Source organism: Ktedonosporobacter rubrisoli, from assembly GCF_004208415.1.
GTDB classification, from domain to species: Bacteria; Chloroflexota; Ktedonobacteria; order Ktedonobacterales; family Ktedonobacteraceae; genus Ktedonosporobacter; species Ktedonosporobacter rubrisoli.
In genome coordinates, this window is record NZ_CP035758.1 from 3,138,095 (window position 1) to 3,157,367 (window position 19,273).

17 protein-coding genes are annotated in these 19,273 nt (G+C 51.9%); 15 read left to right on the top strand and 2 right to left on the bottom strand.

The window, feature by feature from the left end; translation table 11 throughout:
• The first annotated feature begins 58 nt into the window (after nt 1-58).
• Both EPA93_RS14135 and EPA93_RS14140 read left to right on the top strand, forming a co-directional pair.
• Nucleotides 59-1,027, top strand: a complete 969-nt coding sequence (locus EPA93_RS14135) for a quinone oxidoreductase family protein (RefSeq protein ID WP_129894536.1) — start codon at nt 59-61, stop codon at nt 1,025-1,027.
• A 66-nt stretch (nt 1,028-1,093) separates the two neighbouring features.
• Nucleotides 1,094-1,402 carry a YciI family protein gene (locus EPA93_RS14140; protein ID WP_129888145.1) on the top strand — a complete coding sequence of 103 codons (309 nt, stop codon included), beginning with the start codon at nt 1,094-1,096 and terminating at the stop codon, nt 1,400-1,402.
• 353 nt (nt 1,403-1,755) lie between these two features.
• On the opposite strand, the gene EPA93_RS14145 is transcribed toward EPA93_RS14140, so the two are convergent.
• The gene (locus EPA93_RS14145; protein ID WP_129888146.1) at nt 1,756-2,619 is read right to left on the bottom strand and encodes a fumarylacetoacetate hydrolase family protein; all 864 of its coding nucleotides are present in this window, start codon (nt 2,617-2,619) and stop codon (nt 1,756-1,758) included.
• A 613-nt stretch (nt 2,620-3,232) separates the two neighbouring features.
• Between EPA93_RS14145 and EPA93_RS14150 the strand changes: the two genes are divergently transcribed.
• From EPA93_RS14150 to EPA93_RS49055, 13 genes are all read left to right on the top strand, one after another.
• Nucleotides 3,233-3,928, top strand: coding sequence for a GntR family transcriptional regulator (locus EPA93_RS14150; RefSeq protein ID WP_207229541.1), 696 nt, complete (start codon nt 3,233-3,235; stop codon nt 3,926-3,928).
• A gap of 4 nt (nt 3,929-3,932) precedes the next feature.
• A complete protein-coding gene (gene hpaI / locus EPA93_RS14155) occupies nt 3,933-4,856 on the top strand; it encodes a 2,4-dihydroxyhept-2-ene-1,7-dioic acid aldolase (protein WP_129888147.1) in 924 nt (307 codons plus the stop codon).
• The gene (locus tag EPA93_RS14160) at nt 4,853-5,620 is read left to right on the top strand and encodes a fumarylacetoacetate hydrolase family protein (RefSeq protein ID WP_129888148.1); all 768 of its coding nucleotides are present in this window, start codon (nt 4,853-4,855) and stop codon (nt 5,618-5,620) included. Before hpaI ends, EPA93_RS14160 begins: the two co-directional genes overlap by 4 nt.
• Nucleotides 5,621-5,656: 36 nt before the next feature.
• Complete coding sequence (gene hpaE / locus EPA93_RS14165) at nt 5,657-7,180, top strand: 5-carboxymethyl-2-hydroxymuconate semialdehyde dehydrogenase (RefSeq protein ID WP_129888149.1); 1,524 nt, start codon at nt 5,657-5,659, stop codon at nt 7,178-7,180.
• Between the two features lie 109 nt (nt 7,181-7,289).
• Nucleotides 7,290-8,291: a 3,4-dihydroxyphenylacetate 2,3-dioxygenase gene (hpaD, locus tag EPA93_RS14170; RefSeq protein WP_129888150.1), complete on the top strand. Its 1,002-nt coding sequence runs from the start codon at nt 7,290-7,292 to the stop codon at nt 8,289-8,291.
• A 371-nt stretch (nt 8,292-8,662) separates the two neighbouring features.
• Nucleotides 8,663-10,123 (top strand): MFS transporter, encoded by a 1,461-nt coding sequence (locus EPA93_RS14175; RefSeq protein ID WP_129888151.1) that lies wholly within the window; start codon nt 8,663-8,665, stop codon nt 10,121-10,123.
• Between the two features lie 444 nt (nt 10,124-10,567).
• On the top strand, nt 10,568-12,094 hold the full coding sequence (locus EPA93_RS14180; protein ID WP_165423093.1) for an MDR family MFS transporter: 1,527 nt from the start codon (nt 10,568-10,570) through the stop codon (nt 12,092-12,094).
• A 186-nt stretch (nt 12,095-12,280) separates the two neighbouring features.
• On the top strand, nt 12,281-15,046 hold the full coding sequence (locus EPA93_RS14185) for a winged helix-turn-helix domain-containing protein (protein WP_129888153.1): 2,766 nt from the start codon (nt 12,281-12,283) through the stop codon (nt 15,044-15,046).
• A gap of 148 nt (nt 15,047-15,194) precedes the next feature.
• Complete coding sequence (locus EPA93_RS14190) at nt 15,195-15,728, top strand: hypothetical protein (RefSeq protein ID WP_129888154.1); 534 nt, start codon at nt 15,195-15,197, stop codon at nt 15,726-15,728.
• A gap of 55 nt (nt 15,729-15,783) precedes the next feature.
• Entirely contained in the window at nt 15,784-16,230 is a 447-nt protein-coding gene (locus tag EPA93_RS14195; RefSeq protein ID WP_129888155.1) for a hypothetical protein, read from the top strand.
• A gap of 151 nt (nt 16,231-16,381) precedes the next feature.
• On the top strand, nt 16,382-17,314 hold the full coding sequence (locus tag EPA93_RS14200) for a helix-turn-helix transcriptional regulator (RefSeq protein ID WP_129888156.1): 933 nt from the start codon (nt 16,382-16,384) through the stop codon (nt 17,312-17,314).
• Between the two features lie 106 nt (nt 17,315-17,420).
• Nucleotides 17,421-18,092, top strand: a complete 672-nt coding sequence (locus tag EPA93_RS14205; protein ID WP_207229542.1) for a patatin-like phospholipase family protein — start codon at nt 17,421-17,423, stop codon at nt 18,090-18,092.
• A 9-nt stretch (nt 18,093-18,101) separates the two neighbouring features.
• Nucleotides 18,102-18,275 (top strand): hypothetical protein, encoded by a 174-nt coding sequence (locus EPA93_RS49055; protein ID WP_207229543.1) that lies wholly within the window; start codon nt 18,102-18,104, stop codon nt 18,273-18,275.
• A gap of 367 nt (nt 18,276-18,642) precedes the next feature.
• Here EPA93_RS49055 and EPA93_RS14210 read toward each other — a convergent pair whose 3' ends face one another.
• The gene (locus EPA93_RS14210) at nt 18,643-19,077 is read right to left on the bottom strand and encodes a recombinase family protein (protein ID WP_340689245.1); all 435 of its coding nucleotides are present in this window, start codon (nt 19,075-19,077) and stop codon (nt 18,643-18,645) included.
• Nucleotides 19,078-19,273 lie beyond the last annotated feature (196 nt).

Consider the following 19,273-nt stretch of genomic DNA (forward strand, 5'->3'; position numbering starts at 1 on the left):
TATGATCTGTGGAAATGTAGGAGATTGCGCTAAACTTAGCAAGGAGAGAAAGAATATGATGAAAGCCATTCGTATTCCCAGGTTTGGTGATCATGAAGTGCTAAGCTATGAAGATGTAAAGCTACCAGAGCCGGGAGCTGGGGAAGTACGTATAAAACAGGCTGCAATTGGCGTCAATTTTATCGATATTTATCATCGTAAGGGGCTTTATCCTAATGACCTTCCCTTTACTCCGGGTAGCGAAGGTAGCGGCACCGTTGATGCGGTCGGTGAAGGTGTTACGGATCTCAAAGTAGGCGATAGGGTAGCCTATGCTATGGCGTTGGGAGCCTATGCCGAATATTTTGTAATCGCAGCAAGCCGCCTGGTGCCTGTCCCGGAAGGGGTAAGCCTGGAACAGGCTGCCGCTGTTATGTTACAGGGCACAACTGCGCACTATCTGGCAACCAGCACATATCAATTGCAGCCCGGTGATACTGCATTGGTGCACGCAGCGGCTGGAGGAGTTGGGCAGTTGCTTACACAGATTGCCAAACTATGTGGCGCCCGCGTCATCGGTACGGTTTCGACCGAAGAGAAAGCCGACCTGGCGCGCTCCCTTGGCGCCGATGAGGTGATTCTCTATACCCAGGAGAACTTTGAAGAGGTTACAAAACGCCTGACCGCTGGTAAGGGAGTTCAGGTCGTCTATGATTCAGTGGGGAAAGATACATTTAATCAAAGCCTGAACTGCCTGCGTCCACGTGGCTATCTGGTGCTCTACGGTCAGTCCAGCGGACCTGTACCTCCGCTCGACCCGCAGATTCTCAACGCGAAGGGCTCGCTCTTCCTGACCCGCCCAAGCCTTGGCCACTATATTGCGACACGTGAAGAGCTGCTGCAACGTGCAGGTGACGTATTTGATTGGATAGCTGCTGGCAAGTTGCGCGTACGTATTGACAGATCATTCCCCCTTGCTCAGGCCTCCTCCGCGCACGAGTATCTGGAGGGGCGCCAGAGTAGAGGAAAGATTCTCCTCATTCCATAGAAGGAAAGGTCTCACCTTTCTTTCCACTCACGCGATTGCTGATTTTGGCATGAAAGGATATTTTAGATGCAGTTTCTCGTTATTGCCCGCGATGGTGATGACCACGAGGCCTTACAAAGGCGCTTAGCGGCACGCGAGGCACATCTTGCCCTGGTCGAGCAGATGGCTAAGGCTGCTCAACACCTCTATGCAGCTGCCCTTCTGAATGATGCGGGAAACATGATTGGCTCGGTCATGATCTGTGAATTCCCTTCCCGCGATGAGCTAGATGCCTGGTTAGCGCAAGAGCCCTATGTGAAGGGCAATGTATGGAAGCAAATCGAGGTTATTCCATGCCAGGTTGGACCGGCATTTCTTCGCGCGAAGGAGGTATGAGTGAGCCGGCGAAGCGGTTCATGACTATGCAGCACGGAAAGAGGCGCAGAAGAAGCCGGAGATCATGCAGTTTCAAGGCTCTACTCTGGAGAGCAGAAGAGGAAATGAGGGAGGGGAACCAGCCGTAGCCGCTGCGCTTCAAGTTAGCATCTAGAGACAGAAGCGCATGAGGCTTTCCAGTTTGGAAGAGGCTCCATCTTTTGACGATTCTCGCATGCGAGAAGAGAGCTTGCATTGTCCGAAAGGATAGTGGTTCACCTGTCCCGTTGGGCATTGCAAGAACCTTGACGGAAACAGAATTGCCTCTTCCATCAAAGTGCTTGCACGCCTTCTGGCTGAAGGCTAAGACGTACTTAATAGGTTCTGGGCTCCCGTGTCTCCAGGTCTTGCCTGGCCTGCTCAGGGGATAGCGCCAATGCAATGGAAAGCGCATCTGCTGTCACTTTTGGTGGACCTCCAACCTCTTCGAGATCGCGCTCAAGCTCGACGACAGTATTCTCCAGGCGACCAATCCCTTCAACCTCCACAGCTACGACATCGCCAATCTTGACGGGACGAGAATTGGCTGGCGTCCCGGTCAGAATCACATCTCCCGGTTCTAACGTAAGCATGCGGGAAAAATCAGCGATAAGATAAGCAAAGGAAAATAAGAGCTCCTCCTTTGTATGGCCCTCCTGCACCATTTCCCCGTTCACATAAGTGCGCAGAACCAGATTATAGGGATCGATATCCTGGGCATCCACAAGCGCTGGACCCAGCGGACAGAAGCCATCCTGGCCTTTCACACGCATCATGGAGCCAGCATCGAGATGGCGAAAATCATGGACACCCCAATCGTTGGCCAACGTATAGCCGCCGACAAAATCCAGTGCGCTTTCTATGGAGACGCCAGAGCAGCGCTTGCCGATGACAACGGCAATCTCGCCCTCATAGTTGAGAAATTCGCAGCCACGTGGACGGGCCACCGGAGCTCGATGCGCTGAGAGGGAATTGAGGGGCTTGAGGAAAGCTGAGGGAAATTGGGGAAGGTTCCTGCCTAATTCTTGTAGACGGCTACGATAATTCAAATGTACTGCTATTATCTTAGATGGTTCAACTGGATGCAGATAATTCGCCTGCTCTTCGGCGAGGGTGGTACCGTCATCCAGGATGATCGCGGAATCTTCCAGGCGCCCGCTAACAGCTTTTCCATGATACAGAACACGCACATGCTTCATTTCTGGGTACCTCTTTCCTGCTTAATCGACAATTGGTGTTGCATAGATTGCAAAACTTTCGGGGAGTTTATCTTCCCACCAGAAACTGCGGCTCTCAGTAAAATAGCAGTTCTGCGGCTTCCACTCAGGGGCAAAGCAGTGATAGCCACTCTATTGTCCCCTGGTTCATAAGTATACATAAAAAATCCTTCGCTGTTATCATGGAGCGCTGGACTGGCCTCGATAAAGATAGCTTGATCGCGCAGAATAGCGGCAGTGCCCAATACTTCCGAGCGCGAATCCTGAGGCAAAGCCACATGATGCGGACGGCCCATTTCCCCTCGGTATATCGTGGCTGAGATTAGTAACAGCACACGCTAATAGGTTGGGCGAGATACAAGCGATAGTTTCCAAACATATTATGTAAATTGTGGAAACCCTTGACAATCTACTCCCAGGTTCGTATACTATCAAATATCATATATGATTTTGATATAGATCGTATATGATGTGGCAGATCCATCGCTTCGTAGTGTTTATTTCGACATTTTCCCGGATATAGCAGGAGCTCTTACAGAGCTTTAGCAAGCCGAGAGACAAAGATGATGGATCTGAGCAGAACAAAGGAGCAAATATGGGTTCCACGAACGAAACTACTATGAGTAAGCAGGAACGCGCTTATTCGATTCTACGGGAACGGATATTCGATGGAACCTACTCAGCGGGCCATCGCCTTGTCATAGACGCGCTTGCCCGTGAGCTAGGTATGAGTCAGGTCCCGATTCGCGAGGCCCTGCGTCGGCTCGAAGCCGAGGGCTGGGTCATATATCAACGTAATATCGGGCTGCAGGTTGCCCCTCCCGATCCTGGCAAATGGGAAGAACAGATGGTAACCCTGGCCCTCCTCGAAGGTGGCGCTACGGCACTGGCTGCTCCTCATCTTGGCGCAGAAGGGATCGGGCTTCTATATCGCTTGAACACAGAAATGCAAAAGGCGTTGCATACTGTCGATGTCCTCTCCTTTAGCCGTTTCAACGAGGAATTCCACGGCGCGATTTACGAGCGGTGTCCCAATACATATCTCGTTGAGCTGCTGCAGGAAACGATGAACCGCCTGGCGATGATGCGGCGCACGGTTTTTCTCTACATCCCGGAGCGAGGCTGGGCATCCATCCAGGAACATACAAATTTGATTCGTTTGCTTGAAGAGCATGCACCTGCCCAGGAGATTGAGCTAGCTGCTCGCGAGCATAAGTTGCACACGATAGAAGCGTACAAGCATAATAAAGACCACTTTACCTTTTCCCCCGATGTTTCGCTGAGAGGATAGAAAGATGGCTCACCGAAAAGACCTTGCGCAGCTTAAAGGTTCGATTGTGCCCATGGTTACCCCTTTTCATAGCGATGGGACAATCGATGAAGCTACCCTGGCAAAGCTTATTCACTGGCAGATTGAGAGCGGTAGTCACGGCATCTCTGTCACCGGAACAACTGGCGAACCGGCCTCGCTCTCGCTCGATGAACGCGAGTATGTGATGGATATTGCCAGTCGCACTATTCGGGGACGCGTGCCCTTTCTCCCGGCTACAGGCACAAATAATCTCAATGAAACCCTGCGCTTGACGCGACGCGCCGAGCAAATGGGAGCGGATGCGGCCCTTATAATTGTCCCATATTATAATCGCCCTTCGCAGGAGGGGCTTTACCGCTATTTCTCCGCCCTGGCCAGCAGTGTAGAGCTCCCACTTATTATCTACAACATTCCAGGCCGGACAGCTGTAAATATGGCGCCAGCGACAATGGCGCGCCTGCGGAAGGCGCAGCCAAATATCATTGGAGTCAAGGAATCGAATAAGGACTTTGAGCAGGTTAGCCAGGTTTTAGCCCAGTGTGGCCGCGACTTCCACGTCTACTCCGGCATTGAATTGCTCTGCTATCCCATGCTGGCGCTGGGCGGCGTTGGGCATGTCAGCGCGACCGCCAATATTTTCCCTGAAGAAGTGGCAAAGCTCTACAATCTGGTGAAAGAGGGAAAATGGTCAGAGGCGCTGGATCTGCACTACTTTCTTTTACCCATGAACGAGGCACTATTCCTGGAGACTAACCCCGGTCCCCTCAAATGGGTCATGGGCCAACTTGGATATATTACCCCGACGTTACGCCTGCCACTCTGTGAGCCAGTGCCAGAGAATCAAGCCAGATTGGAAGCTGTGCTGAGCAGCTATGGAAACAGCGCAAAGAAAGAGGCGATAAAATGAAGTTAGCACGTTTTCTCGTAAATGGCTCCTATCACGAGGGAAGCCTGATTGCCCCTGATGTTTTGTGCGATGAGGCCGGGCGCGAGTATAGCACTGACGCGGTTTCCTTTCTTCCTCCGGTAGAGCCACGCACTATGATAGGCCTTGCCCTTAACTATAAAGACCATGCGCAAGAGCTCTCTGTGGCTCTACCCGCAGAGCCAGCGCTATTCTTTAAACCTCTCAATACCCTGGTTGGACACAGAGGGCAGGTGATCTATCCGCAGGGCATACAATATATGCATTATGAAAATGAGCTGGCGGTGGTCATCGGGCGGCGCTGTCGCAATGTAGCCGAAGCCGAGGCATTTGAGGTGATCCGCGGCTATACCATCGCCAACGAATTGACGATTCGCGATTTTGTGCAGAATTTCTATCGCCCACCCGTCAAAGCTAAGGGCTGGGATACCTTCTGCCCGCTTGGCCCCTATCTGGTTGAGGGAGAGATCGAAGATCCGCATAAGCTCGAACTGCGTACGTACATTAATGGCGAGCTGCGTCAGTGTGGGAACACGCAGGACATGCTCCGCCCTATTCCTGCATTGATTGCTTATATCACTTCGTTTATGACTCTGGAGGCTAACGATATCATTCTTACTGGGACTCCTAAAGGTGTCTCACATATCTATCCAGGAGACCAGATGCGCCTTGAGATCGATGGATTGGGGGTACTGGAAAATACCGTCGTAGCCGAAGCCGCTACGACATCAGGAGAACATATTTAGTTATATCAATGCTCAGTAAGCATTCCTGGAGTACCTATGACAACGACTTCAAATACAGGTGAGATATTCGGAGAAGCGGGAAGCTTCAGTCACGAACCAGTATTCCATTACATCAATGGCCGCTTCCAGGCCGGGCAGGCTGGTCGTAGCTTTGAGACGCTCAACCCTGCCACAAACCAACCACTGGCGCAGGTTGCCGAGGGTTTGACCGAAGATATTGAGCTCGCAGTACGGGCTGCTCGCAAAGCCTTTGACGAAGGCTCCTGGCCTCGCTTGTCGACAAGCGAGCGAGCGCAAGTATTGATGCGCATTGCGGAGGCAATCGAAGCCCATGCTGACGAGATTGCCCAACTTGAGGTATACGACGTCGGCATGCCAATTACCCAGGCCCGCTCTCAAGCTGCGCGCACCGCTGAAAACTTCCGCTTCTATGCGCGCGTCATTCAGAATCTCGCCGGAGAAGCATATCAGGTTGGGAAGCGCTTTTTGAATTATACGCTCTACAAGCCGGTAGGAGTTGCGGGACTGATAATGCCCTGGAATACTCCACTCATGCTCTCATCATGGCGTATCGCCCCGGCACTGGCGGCTGGCAATACCGTCGTTCTGAAGCCCGCTGAATGGTCTCCGCTCTCAGCTGACCTGTTTGCCCATCTACTGGATGAAAGCGGGCTACCGGCAGGCGTGTTCAACGTCGTGCATGGCTTTGGTGAAAGCTGTGGAGCGGCTTTAGTGGCGCATCCAGGCGTCAATCTCATCGCATTTACTGGCGAGACAACAACCGGCAAAACAATTATGGCAAGTGCGGCTGCCACGCTAAAACGCTGCTCTGTTGAGCTGGGCGGCAAATCGCCGGTGATCGTCTGCGCCGATGCTGATTTTGAGCAGGCCGTGGATGCAGCAGTATTCGGCATCTTCTCCCTCAACGGCGAGCGCTGCACGGCTGGCTCGCGCTTGCTTATTGAGGAAGGCATTTATCATGATTTCGTTGAGGCAGTGGCAAAGCGAACAGCTGCTATTCGCGTCGGAGATCCAAGCGATCCTCAAACGGAACTGGGGCCATTGATCCATCCCGAGCATCTGGCCAGAGTACAGGGCTATATTGCAGCAGGCCAGCAAGAAGGGGCACGCCTTATGGTTGGTGGCGCACGACCGCATGGTTTAACCCAGGGCAACTATTTGCAAGCAACGCTCTTTGCAGATGTCAAGCCAGGAATGCGCATCTTCCAGGAGGAGATTTTTGGTCCAGTGCTTGTCGCTATGCCTTTCCGCGATGAAGCAGAGGCAATCAAGCTGGCGAACGCCGTGCGCTATGGGCTAGCCGCCTATGTCTGGACGCGCGATATCGGGCGAGCTCATCGCATTGGGCAGGACATCGAGGCTGGCATGGTGTGGCTGAACTCGCAGAATGTGCGCGATCTCCGTACGCCCTTTGGGGGAGTGAAGGAGAGCGGCATTGGCCATGAAGGTGGCCACTATGCCTTTGACTTCTACTGTAATCTCCAGACAATTCATATGGCCCTAGATCGTCATGCTATTCCGCGCTTCGGCGTCGAGTAGCCATAGCGCACAATTGAAGGCTTCTTGAGCAAGAAGCGTGAGGATAATTTACCGGGTCGGGCGACGGCGATGAGCCATGATAGAGTACATGAAAGGAATACAGAGGATCATGCTTGACACCACCTGGATACAGCCACCTTTTGATATTGTACGCGCCGCGCACGCAGAACTAATCGTGACAGATTTGCAGAGAGCTAAGGAGTTCTATGTTCACCTGTTGGGCCTGGTTGTGAGCGAGGAGCGCCAAAATGTTATCTACCTGCGTGGATATGAAGAACGCCTTCACCACAGTTTAGCCTTGCGTCAGGGGCCAGTGGCCATGCTTGATCATCTGGCATTTCGCGTTGCCTCTCCCGAACATCTTGTTTTGTTGGCCCGCTTCTACGAGCAGCAGGGCTGCCCGGTTCGCTGGGTACAAAACGAAGAAGAAGGCATGGAGCAGGCCTTACGCGTCCAGGACCCCTGCGGCTTTATCGTTGAGTTCTTCTATTTTATGCAACCAGTTGAGAGCTTGTTGCGACGATATGATCTCTATCGAGGCTCACATATCCAACGCATCGACCACTTTAATCTCCACGTGCCCGATGTTCAGAGCGCCTTTGATTACTATAAGCAACTTGGATTCCGCTGTTCCGAATATACAGTCACAAGTTCTCCAGACAAGCAACTATGGGCAGCCTGGCTCTACCGCAAGCCGACGATTCATGATGTAGCGCTTACCAATGGCACAGGTCCCAGGCTACATCATCTGGGTTTTTGGGTAAGTGAGGCACAAGATATTCTGCATACCTGCGACCGTTTTGCGGCCGCAGGCCAGAACATGGCTATCGAACGCGGCCCTGGTCGCCATGGGGTGAGCAACGCTTTTTTTCTCTACCTGCGTGATCCCGACGATTTTCGTATAGAGCTCTATACCTGTGATTATTTTACAGGCGACCCGGACTTCGAGCCTATGCGCTGGACCGTTGATGATCCTCGGCGCGGAACGTTCTGGGGACATATCGCCCCGGTTAGCTGGTTTGAAGAATCCTCGCTAGTGAAGGGATTAGATGGCAAGCCTGCTCAACTGCAGCTAGCTTCGCTGAAAGAACGACCCATGACGGTGATCTGAGCGGCGAGGAGGCGTGTAACCTTCCTTGTTGAACTTCCCAAACAGACAAGTGCTAGCTAGTATGAAGCATGAGATGCAAGAGCGAAACTAGTAGTCTGTCAAGATTGACGTGACGCGTAAAACAAGCGGGGATGCAAGGGGCGAGAGCCCCTTGACTGGGGCTGTGCCCCAGCTCCCTGCGCCATCTGCCGCCGTAGGCGGCACACTCGTCAATCTCTGCTTGACAAAGCACTAGGAAGGTATTTGAAAAGATTAGGAGGTATGGCCGATCTCGTAACTTCGTTTTGTATTTCTGTCTACAGGATTTCTATCATCTCAGACTGGCATCATGATGACTTGCTGCCATTAAGTAATGATGAGAGAGGTATCTTATGGCATCAGAAGCGAGGACGACATCCTCAACAGCGAGCGCGGGTAATATTATAGCCCGCCAGGACCGGCTTCAAGTCTGGTCCCTTGCCCCTTCATTTCTTGTTGTGATTGGTGTTGGCTTCCTGTTTACCTTCTTTGATATTTTTGACATCAATGTGTCGTTCATTCAGACCTGCGCGCAGATTGCCGCAGGTTGTACGCCGGCGAATGCCTCTTCATTTCTGGGGCTGCCGGTGCTACTCAACCTTGTGGCATATGTGGCGGGAGCGCTATTCCTTACCCCATTAGCTGATCGCTTCGGGCGGCGTGACACACTGCTGATTACCCTACTGATTACTGGCCTTGGCTCGCTTTACACGGCTCTGAGCAATGATATGACAAATTTTACGATTGCGCGGGCTGTTACCGGAATTGGCATTGGCGCCGATTTAGCAATCGTCAATACCTACATCAATGAGGTCGCGCCGCGCAATGGGCGCGCAAAATATACCTCGCTTATCTTCTTCATGTCGGCGCTAGGAGCCTTTCTGGGCATCTGGGTTGGTCTTCTACTTACCACAGAAGCGACCCCTTTCCCGCTTGGCTTGCCTTTTGCTCTGGCCAGCGCAGCTTTTACAAGCGGCTGGAGGATAATGTATTTCATTGGAGCCTTGCTGGCTCTGATTGGAATCGTTTTGCGCTTCCAACTGCCAGAATCGCCCCGCTGGCTGATTCTACGGGGACGGGTGGATGAGGCTGATAGGGTTGTCAAAGGCATGGAAGAAAGAGCGGCAAGGATACAACCCCTGCCTGAGATGCTTGATGAACTTCCTACCCCAACACAAGAAGCGAGCGTCGGCTATGCTGAGATTTTCCGCAATCCTTTATACCTGCGGCGTACACTGCTCTTGCTAGTAGTCTGGCTCTTTGCCTACATCACAGTCTATACCATCTCGGCGGGACTTACCGTTGTGCTGGCGTCTCTGAAATATCCTGTACCAGAGGCTGGCCTTATTACGGCTATGGGAACCTTTGGCTTCCTGCTCTGCGCTGTCTTTGCCTATACATTTGGCGAGCGCCTGGAGCGCAAGTACTGGCTCCCGATTGGGGCAGTCATCACCCTCATTGGGGGCATTATAATTGCCCTGGGCGGGACATTCTCATCGCCATCAGCTGTGCCCTTCGTTTCCTTTATTGGTTCGATAATCCTCTTCTTCGGTTTTAATGTCTGGGTACCAATGACCTATGCCTGGTCTACTGAGAACTATCCGACTCGTGCCCGCACCACCGGCTTTGGGATCGTAGATGGGGTGGGACATGTTGGGGCTGGCGTTGGATTGCTTGTTGTTGCTCCTCTCCTGGAACAAATGGGTCCGCTGCTGGCTATGTTGCTTATTGCGGGTTTTCTGGTTATCTCTGCAGTCATTGCCCAGTTTGGCATTGCCACGCGCGGCAAGCGGCTCGATGATGTTTCTCCTTAGCTTCCGATCCTTGTCCCTGGTTAGCAACTAAGCCAGGGGCAGAAATAGCTAGCTGCATTCAGCTCAATTTGGGCAGCTAGATGAACGGTTGCGTAAGCCTCTGCGCTAAGCATAGTGCTGGCAAACTAGCTTAGTGCAGGGGCTACGCTTGTTTTATTCTCACCTTGTCTGACCCAAAGCATGATTGGGCTCTCTCCAATCTAACCAACCATGCCAGGGCCTTTTGTCCCTTCGAGACTTGCTACAACTGGCACTAATCCCTCCTAAACTCTCTGCACTTCTGGCTAAACCTGTGCTGAGCACCAATCTATCGTTCGGTACATTTATATTCTGCCTCTCTCTGGTATGATCTTATACACAACATTAATGATACATGTTCTCAAAAGTGAAGAACTAAGGCAAGACACCTTTTACGGGTGCAGGAGACAAAGGAGACATCTAACCGTGCAAGAACGTTTAGCTGAGAGGAAAGGGATACCCTATAGATGGCAGGTGCTGATGGCAGTCACTATTGGGACTTTTATGAGCCTGCTGGATCAAACCGTTGTCAATATTGCCATTCCGCGGCTACAGAGCGCTTTCGGCGTGGATATTCAGAGCGTGCAATTGGTAATTACTACATATCTATTGACGGCAGGGATTGCCATAGCAGCTGTGGTTTTCTGTGCTGATCGCTTTGGCATCAAGCGTGTCTATATCCTCTCGCTTGTATTGTTTACCCTCAGCTCCGCGCTCTGTGGGCTGTCCTGGAATTTTCCCTTGCTTGTCTGCTTTCGCATTGTGCAAGGGATAGGTGCAGCGGCACTATTTCCCCTGGCGACGACATTCTTACTGCGCGAATTTCCGGCAAAGGAGCGCGGCTTAATGATGGGGATCTTTGGTATTCCCGTTCTGCTTGCCCCTGCTCTAGGCCCCACGCTGGGCGGCTATCTCGTCACTTATGCCGACTGGCCGGCTATCTTCTATATTAATGTACCGCTTGGCATACTTGCCATTATTTTGTGCAGCAAAATCCTGCGCGAGGTCAAGCCAGAGTCACATTTACGCTTTGATCTTGTAGGCTTTATCCTTATAGCTGTTGGCATTGGTCTTGTGCTATATGCCCTGGCGGAGACCAGTACAGCAGGCTGGGGATCACCGCGAATTCTTACCTTGCTTCTTGGTGGCGGCATAGCTTTGATCATCTTCAGCGTTTTTGAAGTGCGGCGCGAGCGGCGAGGGGTATTACCACTGTTGTACCTGAGCCTTTTTCGCAATGGCCCGTTCCTTTTTAGCATCCTGACAACTATGCTACTGTTCTTCCGATTTATGGGAAGCAACCTGCTTTTTCCGCTCTACCTGCAGCAGATAAGGGGTGAAACTGCTCTCCAGGCCGGCCTCATTCTGATCGCGCAGCCCATAGCCTCAGCTGTGACCTCTTTGCTGGGAGGGAAATTTGTCGATCTACTTGGCGTAAAATTAGTAGTCATTGCTGGCCTGATTTTACTCATTATCGCTAGCTGGCAATTAACATTTATCAGCACCACTGCTGCGCTCTGGTGGTTACTGCTCTGGCTTATTGTCCAGGGCTTATCGTTCGGGCTCTGTGTGCAACCGCTGGTAATCTCTGCGAATTCGGAAATTGTGCCTCAACGCATAGCCCAGGCAAACGCGTTTATCACCCTTGCCCGTTCTGTCTCGGCCTCGCTAGGGGTTGCTATAGTGGCAAGCGTGCTGCAAATGCAGAGCCAACTTTACTTGAAGCAGGCAACTGGCTTGGCCAATGTAACGAAAACGCTCAGTACCCATTTACTGCAGCGAAGCGCTATACTGGCGCAACAGGATGCTTTCTGGGTTCTGCTGATTATCAGCATCCTGGCCTTGTTGACGGCTTGCTTTGTCCAGCGCGGCACCTTCAAAAATACCGTTCAGTCATTAAGCGCGGGCGAACAGGAAGAAGGTGAAGCTGTAAGAAACGTTGTAGAGAAGTAATGCCTTCGCTTGCTCGGCGATAGCTGCCTGCCATATTGGGGGGAAAACGTATAGCTGAGCAGCCTGAGGCAAGATCGAGTAGAGGAAAAGGGGCAGGACAGAGCATATGCTAAAATAGAAATGCTGTACCAGCACTTGCCCGACCTTTATTAAATTGAGCAGCATGGTTCTGAGATTAAGAAAGTGATGCATAGACAAGAGCCACAAGATAGGCACATCCTGCAAAATGATCGTGATAAGATCAGGCAATTATTGCCATTGCTCGTGGCAAAGCTCGCAGCGCCTGCTATAACGCATGCTGAAAGTATGCCACGTCTACGCCTATTTGCGCGGCTCGATGAGAGCTTTCGCTATACATTGACACTGATCTGTGCTCCGGCTGGTTCGGGTAAGACGATCCTGCTGCGTGATTGGGGCAAGCGAGTAGCGATGCAGGCCAGAACAACTGCCTGGTTCTCGCTAGATGAGCTGGATAACGATCCTCATCGTTTCGCAAGCTATCTAGCCGCTGCCCTAAACATCCTCTATCCAGGATTGAGTGAACGGGTAGAGCTCGTATTGGATGCAAAGAAGTTCTCGCTGCAGGCAGCAGGCATGGCTCTCTTGAATGCGCTACCTGCGGAGGATGAAGCGCATCATTTCCTGATATTGGATAATTATCAGTTGCTTGAGAACCCTGCTTTGCAGCGCTTTATACAGCTCTGGCTTGAATATCTGCCGGCTCACCTGCATCTTATAATTCTATCGCGCCGGGAGCCACCGCTGATGCTGGCTCGCTTGCGTGCTCATGGCCAGTTGCTCGAAGTACGCTCACGTGAGTTGAGTCTGACTGCTGAGGAAGCAAAAAGGCTGCTATGCCAGCATATGGGACTTGCTCTGAGCGATGAAGTACTCGCAGCCTTGGAAGAACTGACAGAAGGTTGGATGGCTGGAATGTGCCTGGCCGCGCGGATAATGCAAGAGCAGCCAGGCGTTGAGTGTGATATTGAGAGCTTTGTATCTGGCGATCAGCGCTACTTCTTTGATTATTTTGATGAAGAAATATATACGCGTTTACCTGATTATTTGCAGCACTTTTTGCTCACGGCATCTATTCTTGATCGCTTATCTGCACCCCTTTGCGCTGCACTTAGTGGTAGGGAAGATAGCTCGGCCTGCCTGGCGACTTTAGAGCATGAGAATGCATTTATTTTCCCGCTTGACCAGCGGCGCAACGGCTATCGCTATCAGCGGCTTTTTGCTGAATTTCTCCGCCACCTTTTGCAGCAAACAGGCCAGGCCGCTGAACTTCATAGGAGGGCCAGCTTCTGGTATGAGCAACAAGGGCACTTCAGCCAGGCAATAGAGCACGCTCTGGCTGCCTCTGACTTTCAGCGGGCCGCTTTGCTCATGGAACAGGTAATGGAAATAAAGCTCAAGGAAGGCGAGATCGTAACGCTATTAGACTGGCTAGAAAAACTTGCCCTCGATGTCGTATACGCGCGGCCACGCTTATGTTTCTCCTATGCTGTAGCGCTTCTCATGAATGGGAGATTAGAAGAAGTCGAGCTCTGGCTGCAAGCTACTGAGCGTTGTATAGGCGAGCTAGATGATGAAGTGGAGCGCAAGCATCTACGGGGTAAGCTGGCTGCTTTGCGCTCGATTTTATCTTTTGCGGCCCTTGATGCCCATCAAGCCCGGGAGCAGGCCCAGCAGGCCAGAATACATCTGCCTTATGAAGCAACGGCTTGGAGAAGTCTGGCGGCCTATGGGCAGGGAAGAGCTTATGTTCTGGCTGGGGATATTAGTGCGGCCCTAAAGGCGTATGAAGAGGCTGCATCTCTGGCGGATAGGGCTAATAATTTTCTGTTCTGTTTTACGGCCCTTGATGATCTTGCACGTTTTCATGCGCGACATGGCGAGCTACATCGAGCCTATGTTATCTATCGGCGCTCGCGACAGAGCGTTAAAGAGAAGCCGCGGCAAACGCCGGCCCAGGGCATAATCGCGCTGGGACTCGGAGATTTATTCAGGGAATGGAATCGATTGCCAGAGGCAATGTATCATTTACAAAGAGGAGTTGAGCTATGTAAGCGTGGCGGCATTATGGAATTAGCTACTATGGGACTATTGAGCCTGGCCCGCCTACGTTTTGCCCAGGGAGATGAAATTGCCACTTTTCAGGCTCTACAAGAGGCTCTGGCACTAGCGCGAAGCTATGAAATTCCTCATTTGATAAGATTTGCTGAAGCTTATCACGCTCGTATGCAACTCGTCTATGGAGATTGGGAAGCCAGTAGCCGATGGGAGGAGCAGTATGCGCAACAGGAGGATATAGGATATCCCTATCTGCAAGTAATGGAACAATTAACCATGTTGCGAATATGCTTTGCACGTGAAGAAGATGGCCGTGCCCTGGACTTGCTAAGGCAGATCCAGTTGAACTGTAACGCAAAAACATTTCTTCCTCTCTTCATTGAAAGTCTGGTGCTACAGGCAGGTTTGTTACAGAGGCAGAATAAACAGAAATCGGCCCTTGATATCTTTATACAGGCTCTTGTGCTTGCCCAGCCTGAAAGGTTTGTACGGCTTTTTGCCGATGAAGGAGAGATCGTCAAGGGCTTTCTGCAACAGATTGCCGCAGCCTCTCGGCGCCGGCGACAAAATCCGCATATTTCGGCGCAAATCCAAGAATATGCCCTACATTTGCTGAAAGCTTGCAGCCAAAGGACGAGGATTGGCAATACTCAGGTAGTCAAGTCGGAGCAGGCTTTGCTTGAGCCGCTGAGCGCGCGTGAATTGGAAGTGCTGCATCTGCTAGCGGCTGGGGCCTCTTCTACAGAGATAGCGGCTAGCCTTTTTCTGGCTGTTGGGACTGTGAAGACGCATCTGCACAACATCTATGGCAAACTAAATGTTAATAATCGCCTGGAAGCTGTGGCAGCGGCTCGTAGCGCTCGGCTGGTTTCTTGAGGAGCTGCCCGGCTGGCCTCTGATTGTGCTCGTTGAGCCAATGAATGAAATGTGGCAATTTCGCTTGACCTCAGCAAATTTCATAGGTATACTTTGCCTATTAAGCTGCTGAGAGCGTGCATGGACGCTGCCGGGAAGGATCTATTGCGTGGAAGGCAACGAAATTGAAGTGTATTTTCAGGCGTTAGATGAAGAGCTGGCGAATCGTAAGCTGAAAAAGCCTGTGCGCCTGGCTGTGGTGGGTGGCGTTTATATGATGTTCTTCCTCAAGAATAGGAACTCAACGAAGGATGTTGATATAGTTCCTTTAGATTTCCCCGATTCTATGCAGCCAAGCGACGAAACAAAAATCTTTCGCTCAGCCGTAAACGCTGTAGCGAAGCGATATCAGATCAAGCGCGACTGGATGAATGATGTAGTAGCGGCATTCATCCCTCCATTGGGAGCCCTGACCTTGTGGCGGGAGTATTCCCATTTGCATATCTATGCTCCACATGCCGATTTTATGCTGGCGCTGAAATTGCTGGCTGGCCGCGAGAGAGATGCAGAGGATATCGAGGCTCTATGTGAGATGCTCAATATTCATACACGAGAGCAGGCCCAGGCCCTCGTAGACCGTTATGCGGAACGAAATTGGCAAAAAGAGTGCTGTTTGGATGATACGCTGGATGCATTATTTTAGCACGCATGCTATAATAATGTGAGGGACGAAGTTCATTCAGAATCAGGATAAGACGATGTGGGCCGAATTACAAACTATACAAATGACCTATGCGCAAATTCTCCAGGGCGAACGACCCTGGAACGCCCTTGGCGATTTCCTGAATTACTGGTTTGACTACGCCAGCGATCGGCGACAGGAAATGGTAGAGGATGCTCTGGTTTTGCCAGGGACTTTGACTGACGAGACGCTGCGCTGGGCCGCCTTCTGCTCCGCTTCGGTTGAGTATCTATGTGCTTGCTATGGCCTCACGTGTCCAGCCTGGGTGCATGATCCGGCTTATGTCTTGCCCGAGCCCTGGTTCCACGGCCTGGGAGCTCAGAGACCCCATGTGCAGATGCGCCTCTTACACGAGACTCCCGAGGCATTTAGCCGACGCAAGATTTATTGCAGTCCTCGTCTGTTCGCGAATAAATATGAGCTAGCTAGTGAGAAACGCGAACGCCAGGTTGCCTCTGTTTAGCGCTATGCTTACGCAAGGTAGCGAGGATACTTCTCGCTACCTGAAATGAAGCTTCTGCTATGACCTTGCCTTTCCTAACGATCAAGTAAGATGGTAAATGCATCGATTTTGCTGAACATGTGGAAGAAAGGCCCACAACGAGATTTTCTAGATGAATCGTATTGACCGTCTAACTGCTATCCTTTTGCTCTTACAAACAGGCAAACGCAGCGCTACAGAGATTGCCCAGCATTTTGAGGTCTCCCGGCGCACCATTCAGCGAGATATCGACGCTCTCTGCGAAATGGGCATTCCCATCATCGCCGACCTGGGTGCCGCTGGCGGCTATAGCTTACCACCAGATTTTACCCTGCCCCCGCTCGCTTTGACCTTGCACGAAGCCCTCTTGTTGCGCCTGGCGTTGAGCGGTCTCTCTCAACTCAGCGCGACCCCCTTCAAACAGGAGCGCGAATCGCTGCTCGCCAAAATAAAGACCTTGCTGCCCCAGGGCGAGAGCGAGCATCTTGAACAATTCACAAACACCCTTTCTCTTGGTGTCCCCTCTTTGCCCTATCCGGCTCCGTTTCTCGATCAGCTTCTGCAAAGTGCACACGAGCGACAGTGGGTCTGCGTCACCTATCGTTCCGAAAAAGGAGTCTCGCAGCAAACGATCCTGCCGACGCGCCTGCGTAGCCACGGAGGTCTCTGGTACTGCGATGGCTTTTCCCATGAGCGCCAGGCGTGGCGCATCTACCGCGTTGACCGTTTTCTTGACGTGAAAGCTGCCCCATCGTCTCCACAGCCATTGGAATCCCCTATCCCAATTCCCACCCGTGAACATCCTTCATTTCCTGTGGTACGTATTCACCTGACAGCCCGTGGCGTTCTGCGCCTGGAGCACGATGCGGATCTGGGACCACGCTTGCAACGCCAGGACAATGGCGAAGGATGGCTCATTTTGCACTGGCGGACAAGGGAGTATGATTGGCTCGTGCGCATCTTATTGAGCCTGGGCACCGATGCCAAAATACTTGAGCCAGAAGAGTTGCGCAGGCGTGTGAAGCTCGAAGCAAAAAAGATTGCCTGTCACCATACGGAATTATGACATAAGGTTGTCGCCATTATCTTGCTATACTTTCCCACAGATAGATACGCAAGCAACGGATGTAAGGTGAACCAGGTAGTTCTAATAAATACGAGTGAGGATAACAATGACAACACACGCCTTAGTGCTCGGCGGAGGGGGAGTAGTAGGAATTGCCTGGGAGACCGGGCTGCTGGTAGGGCTGGCCGAAGCCGGGATAGATATTTGCACTGCCAACTTGTTTGTGGGAACTTCGGCAGGTGCCAACGTGTCAGCACAGATTACTAGTGGCCTTGCACTGGAGGAACTCTTCCAGCGGCTGGTTGATCCAGCGTTACAGGCACATGAACTGGCACCGCAGCCGGACTTTGCGAAGATGCTCGCTGATTTCACGCGCGCTTTCAAAGAAGGAGGCACGGGGAGAGAGATTCTGCAACGCATCGGCGCTCTGGCATTAGCAGCTCCTACGGTGCCAGAGGCAGAGCGCCGTGAGATCATTGCCTCACGGTTGCCAGTGCAGAACTGGCCCCAAAGCCGGTTAGAGATCGTGGCTGTTGATGTGCAGAGCGGCGAGCGAACCGTTTTCACAAGGGATTCTGGGGTTGAGCTGGTTGACGCGGTGATGGCTAGTGGTGCATTGCCCTACGCGTATCCTCCTGCTCCCATCAATCAGCGTCGCTATATCGATGGCGGGTGCTACTCAATAGCCAATCTGGACCTGGCAGTTGGTTTCGATAAGGTTCTGGTACTCCAACCCGACCTCCCTCCATTCCCTTACCTGGAAAGCCTGGATGAGTAGAGAGAACGTTTGCAGGGTGAGGGAGCGCAACTTGAGGTGATTACGCCCGATGAGGCAATGAAGGCTGCCCTGGCCTCCGTTGGAGGCAACGCGCTTGATCCTTCTCTACGAGGTATCGCAGCCAACTTGGGTCGCGAGCAAAGTCGGCAAGAGGCGGCTCGTGTGGCTGCCCTGTGGCAATAGGTCTCTCCCTTAACGCAGGGCCTATAGGTCATTCCGAGTAGCTGCTCAGATGCCTTGCTCCCAAGCAATGGGAAAAGGAGCACCAACGAAGGCAGCTCGCTACTTGAGGCGTTGCGAGCTGCCTTGTTTGCGCATGGTGGAGAGGTAGCTGCGAAAGGTTCCCGAAATCTCTTGTGGCACGTCGATCATGCGCAGATCTCCTTCGACCAGATTGTTGGTGAAGGGAATGCGCAAATCATCTGATGAGCGAGAAGAAGGTATATATTTTTGGGCTCATAACATTTTTTCCTCCCATTTTTCCCGCTAAGACCAGATACCCGAAAATGAGCCAGGATGTTTCCCGCTAAGCCAAAACCGTGCGTTTCATTTATGGTTCTGAAGATTTTTGCTTCATTTCTCGCACATATCGGTACAATGTTGAGCGAGAGATCTCAAGCGTCAAGCAAATCTCTGAAATGGAATGGTTGGGATCAGCAAATAGGCGGCGCGCTAGGGTGACTTTTCCATTCGTGGTCAGTCTCTTTGGCCTTCCTCCAACACGTCCTCTTGGCCGCGCAGCAGCGAGGCCAGCATTGGTTCGCTCACGAATAAGATCACGCTCAAACTCAGCCAATGCTCCCATGAGATGGAAGATCAGCTTCCCGCCAGGCGTGGTCGTGCCGATCTTTTCGGTGAGGCTGATAAAATCGACTCCCTGATCTTTGAGGATGTTGAGCGTTTCGATAAGATCTTTGAGCGAGCGTCCCAGGCTGTCAAGTTTCCAGACAATCACTGTAGCACCTGGGCGGACAAACGCCAGCAGATCCTCTCATCCTTTTCGCTCAAACTTCGATCCCGTCATTTTGTCGCCGAAGTATTTTTTACATCCAGGTTCTTTCAAGGCATCTCTCTGTAATGCCTCATTTTGCTCTTGCTTGGAGACCCGAACCTTATCCAATCTTCATGACGCTCTCTCAGCTCTGCGGTTTGTGTCACTTACTCATGAAAGGTCGATAGTT

Bases quoted from the DNA above. Each gene is read 5' to 3' on its own strand.
- EPA93_RS14135 (WP_129894536.1), top strand. From the start codon at position 59: ATGAAAGCCATTCGTATTCCCAGGTTTGGTGATCATGAAGTGCTAAGC.
- EPA93_RS14140 (WP_129888145.1), top strand. From the start codon at position 1,094: ATGCAGTTTCTCGTTATTGCCCGCGATGGTGATGACCACGAGGCCTTA.
- EPA93_RS14145 (WP_129888146.1), bottom strand. From the start codon at position 2,619: ATGAAGCATGTGCGTGTTCTGTATCATGGAAAAGCTGTTAGCGGGCGC.
- EPA93_RS14150 (WP_207229541.1), top strand. From the start codon at position 3,233: ATGGGTTCCACGAACGAAACTACTATGAGTAAGCAGGAACGCGCTTAT.
- hpaI (WP_129888147.1), top strand. From the start codon at position 3,933: ATGGCTCACCGAAAAGACCTTGCGCAGCTTAAAGGTTCGATTGTGCCC.
- EPA93_RS14160 (WP_129888148.1), top strand. From the start codon at position 4,853: ATGAAGTTAGCACGTTTTCTCGTAAATGGCTCCTATCACGAGGGAAGC.
- hpaE (WP_129888149.1), top strand. From the start codon at position 5,657: ATGACAACGACTTCAAATACAGGTGAGATATTCGGAGAAGCGGGAAGC.
- hpaD (WP_129888150.1), top strand. From the start codon at position 7,290: ATGCTTGACACCACCTGGATACAGCCACCTTTTGATATTGTACGCGCC.
- EPA93_RS14175 (WP_129888151.1), top strand. From the start codon at position 8,663: ATGGCATCAGAAGCGAGGACGACATCCTCAACAGCGAGCGCGGGTAAT.
- EPA93_RS14185 (WP_129888153.1), top strand. From the start codon at position 12,281: ATGCATAGACAAGAGCCACAAGATAGGCACATCCTGCAAAATGATCGT.
- EPA93_RS14195 (WP_129888155.1), top strand. From the start codon at position 15,784: ATGTGGGCCGAATTACAAACTATACAAATGACCTATGCGCAAATTCTC.
- EPA93_RS14200 (WP_129888156.1), top strand. From the start codon at position 16,382: ATGAATCGTATTGACCGTCTAACTGCTATCCTTTTGCTCTTACAAACA.
- EPA93_RS14205 (WP_207229542.1), top strand. From the start codon at position 17,421: ATGACAACACACGCCTTAGTGCTCGGCGGAGGGGGAGTAGTAGGAATT.